Raw genomic sequence first — 4,306 nt, forward strand, 5'->3', positions numbered from 1 at the left:
TTAGGGAGCACCATCATGCATTTCGAGACCCCCCTGGACTTCGTCGAAAGTCGAACCTACGACGAGATCGACGTCGGTGACAGTTCATCGCTGGTACGTACCCTGCGCCCGGAAGACGTCAGGCTGTTCGCGCTGATGTCCGGTGACATGAACCCCGCCCTGGCCAACGGCGAATTCACCCACAGCGGCCTGTTCCAGGATTTCATCGCCCACGGCATGTGGTGTGCCTCGCTGCTGTCGACCATTCTCGGGACGCAATTTCCCGGCCCGGGGACGGTGCTGGTCGATTCGAGCCTGCACTTTGCGCGGCCGGTCGCGATCGGCGACACCATCACGGTGACGGTCACCATTGGCAAGAAGTTCCCGCGCAACCGGCACATCGTGCTCGACTGCGCGTGCTTCAACCAGGACCATCTGCTGGTGGTATCGGGCAGCGCCGAGGTGCTGGCGCCCACCGAAAAGATCCGCATCAAGCGCAAGGCGATGCCGGAAATCACCATTTCGGACAAGTACGCGCGCCTGCAGGTGCTGGTCTCGCGGGCCGAAGGGCTGGCACCGATCGACATGGCGGTGGTGCACCCCTGCGACCGCGAGTCGCTCAAGGGCGCGCTGCTGGCCGCCGAGGCGAAGCTGATCGAACCGATCCTGATCGGGCCGGAACAGCGAATCCGCGCCGTCGCTGCGGAAAACGGCCTCGACCTCAAGCAATACCGCATCGTTAACGTCAAACACAGCCACGAAGCGGCGGCGATGGCCGTCACCCTGGTGCGCAGCGGCGACGCCGAGGCGCTGATGAAGGGCAGCCTGCACACCGACGAACTGATGGCCGAGGTGATCTCGAGCCGCGCCGGCTTGCGCACCGATCGGCGCATCAGCCACGTCTTCCTGATGGACGTGCCAACCTATCCGCGGCCGCTGATGATTACCGATGCGGCGATCAACATCGCGCCGACGCTGGCGGAAAAGGTCGACATCACGCAGAACGCCATCAATCTCGCGCACGTCCTCGGCATCGCCGAACCGAAGGTGGCGATTCTCTCGGCAGTCGAGACGGTCAACGACAAGCTCCAGTCCACGCTCGACGCCGCCGCGCTGTGCAAGATGGCCGATCGCGGCCAGATCAGGGGCGCGCTGCTGGACGGCCCGCTGGCCTACGACAATGCAGTTTCGCTGGACGCCGCCAAGACCAAGGGGATCATCTCGGCGGTCGCCGGACGGGCCGACATCCTGGTCGTCCCCGACCTCGAGGCCGGCAACATGATCGCCAAGCAGCTCGAGTACCTGGCCAACGCGCTGAGTGCCGGTATCGTCCTCGGGGCACGGGTGCCGATCGTGCTCACCAGTCGCGCCGACACCGCCGAAACGCGCCTGGCCTCCTGCGTCATCGCGGCGCTGGTCGCCCACGCCGCGCGCGAGAAACAAAAACTCGCCTGACCGGGCCTGACCGGGCCTGACCGAAGGGGCGCCGATCGTCGCGCGATCGGCGAGGCCGCCCGAAAAAAAATTCAGCTGCCCGAATCCGGGCCAAGACCGTGATTTCACGGCCTTTCCGTGGCCTGCCTGCGCCGTGGCCTGAAAACTACATTTAGTCAAGTTCTTGCCTTTACACACTGCATGCAGTAGCTTTACGCCATCGCGCCCTGAACAAGAGCGCGTCGCCACAACCCGCCAGAGTGTTCCGGGCCACTTGCCCGGCAAGGCGCGCTATGCGCACTGCCCTGCATTTCGGCACGCCTTTCGAGCACCACAAGCAAGCAAAAACCAATCAAAAACCGGAGAGACAAACCATGAGCCAGCTTGAACACCAGTTATCTTTATCCGCAGTCGCCGAGGCGCCGACCATCGTGCCCATGGCCGAGCAGGAAATATCCGGAGAAGTGCTGGTCGAAAAGTACGCCAAGGGTAAGGAAACCTCGGTTCACGATGTCCGTCGCCGCGTCGCCGGCGCGCTGGCCGCCAACGAGGAAGAGAAGCAGCGCGCGCACTGGGAGGCGCGCTTTCTGTGGGCGCAGGAGAGCGGTTTCGTTCCCGCCGGGCGCATCAACTCGGCCGCCGGCACGCCGCTGGCGGCGACGCTGATCAACTGTTTCGTGCAGCCGATCGGCGATTCGGTGGTGGAAGTCGTCGACGGCAAGCCCGGCATCTACAGCGCACTCGCCGAGGCCGCCGAAACGATGCGCCGCGGCGGCGGCGTCGGCTACGACTTCTCTTCCATCCGCCCCAGCGGCGCGGTGGTCAAGGGCACGCAGTCGCGCGCTTCCGGCCCGGTCTCCTACATGCGCGTCTTCGACCGCTCCTGCGAGACGGTCGAATCGGCCGGCGCCCGCCGTGGCGCGCAGATGGGCGTGCTGCGCTGCGACCACCCCGATATCGAAGTCTTCATCCACGCCAAGGACCACGGCGACCTCTCCAACTTCAACGTCTCGATCGCCGTCACCGACGCCTTCATGGAAGCCGTCGAGGCCGACGCCGAAGTCGAACTGACGCACCGCGCCGAACCCAACGGCGACATGAAACGCGCCGGCGCTTTCCAGCGCGAAGACGGTATCTGGATCTACCGCCGGGTGCGCGCGCGCGACCTCTGGGACCAGGTGATGAAATCCACCTACGACCACGCCGAACCGGGAATCCTCTTCCTCGACCGCATGAACAAGGACAACAACCTCTACTACTGCGAAGTGATCGAGGCCACCAATCCCTGCGCGGAACAGCCGTTGCCGCCCTACGGCTGCTGCTGCCTGGGCTCGATCAACCTGACGCCCTTCGTCAAGGATGCTTTCAGTTCGCGCGCCGAGTTCGACTTTGCCGGTTTCGGCGAAGTGATCAAGATCTCCACCCGCATGCTCGACAACGTCCTCGACGTCACCGCCTGGCCGCTCGACCGGCAGCGCGAGGAAGCCGCCAACAAGCGCCGCGTCGGCCTCGGCTTCACCGGCCTCGGCGACGCGCTGTGCATGCTGCGCCTGCGCTACGACCGCCCGGAAGCGACCGCGATGGGCGCGCGCATCTCCGAATTCATGCGCGACACCGCCTACCTGGCGTCGGTCGAACTGGCCAAGGAGCGCGGCGCCTTCCCGCTGTTCAACGCCGAGCTCTATCTCTCCGGCGGCAACTTCGCCTCACGGCTGCCGACGGCAATCAAGAGCGAAATCCGCAAGCACGGGCTGCGCAACTCTCACCTGCTGTCGATCGCACCGACCGGCACCATCTCGCTGGCCTTCGCCGACAACGCCTCGAACGGCATCGAACCGCCGTTCTCGTGGACCTACAGCCGCAAGAAGCGCATGGCCGACGGCACGCTCAAGGAATACGCCGTCGAGGACTACGCGTGGCGGCTCTACAAGCACCGCGGCGGCGACGTCGACAAGCTGCCCGACTACTTCGTCACCGCGCTCGAAATCTCGGCCAAGGCGCACAAGGACATGGTCGCCGCCGTCGCGCCGTACATCGACACCTCGATCTCGAAAACGGTGAACGTCCCCGCCGACTACCCCTTCGAAGAGTTCGAGGACCTCTACATGAGCGCCTGGAAGGCCGGCCTCAAGGGCCTGGCCACCTATCGCCCGAACAGCGTCATGGGCTCGGTGCTGTCGGTCGAATCGAAGAAGCAGGCCGAAGAGAAGAAGCAGCCGCAGGACTTCATCAACGGCGACGCCAACCGCCGCCTGTCGATCAAGACCCTGCCGGCGCCGGTGCTGGCCAGCCTGCGCTGGCCGAACCGCCCGCACCTGCCGGAAGGCAACATGGCGTGGACCTACATGATCGAGCACACGCACGGCAAGTTCGCGCTGTTCGTCGGCCACGTCGAGCAGGATGGCCGCCACTGGCCGTTCGAAGCCTGGGTCAACGGCCCCGAGCAGCCGCGCGGCCTCGGCGCCGTCGCCAAGACGCTGTCGATGGACATGCGCGCCAACGACCACGGCTGGCTGGCGCTGAAGCTCGAATCGCTGGCGAAGACGCCGGGCGACGAAGGCTTCGACATGCCTTTCCCTCCGCATGGCGAACAGAAGCGCATGCCGTCGGTGGTTGCCGCCGTCGCCCAACTGATCCAGCATCGCGTCGAGAAGATCGGCGCCTTCAACCACGACGGCCCGACGCCGGTGCTCGACGCCATGTTCAGCCTCAAGGAGCCGAAGACCGGCACCGACGGCACGCTCTCCTGGACCGTCGACGTCTTCAACCCGGCCACCGGCGAAGACTTCGTCCTCGGCCTCAAGGAAATCACCCTGCCCGACGGCGTCACCCGCCCCTACTCGGTGTGGCTGGCCGGCAACTACCCGCGCGCCCTCGACGGCCTGACCAAGCT

The 4,306-nt window shown here is 65.4% G+C and carries 2 protein-coding genes; both read left to right on the top strand.

Translation table 11 applies throughout. From position 1 onward, the window contains the following. The first annotated feature begins 15 nt into the window (after window positions 1-15). Window positions 16-1,434: a bifunctional enoyl-CoA hydratase/phosphate acetyltransferase gene (locus RUW20_RS19615; protein ID WP_313953907.1), complete on the top strand. Its 1,419-nt coding sequence runs from the start codon at window positions 16-18 to the stop codon at window positions 1,432-1,434. Between the two features lie 353 nt (window positions 1,435-1,787). Then, window positions 1,788-4,306 (top strand): adenosylcobalamin-dependent ribonucleoside-diphosphate reductase (locus RUW20_RS19620; protein WP_313953906.1); only part of this gene is annotated, 2,519 nt, incomplete at its 3' end.

Origin of the sequence: Accumulibacter sp. (assembly GCF_032229525.1) — a bacterium.
GTDB lineage: Bacteria > Pseudomonadota > Gammaproteobacteria > Burkholderiales > Rhodocyclaceae > Accumulibacter.

Bases quoted from the DNA above. Each gene is read 5' to 3' on its own strand.
- RUW20_RS19615 (WP_313953907.1), top strand. From the start codon at position 16: ATGCATTTCGAGACCCCCCTGGACTTCGTCGAAAGTCGAACCTACGAC.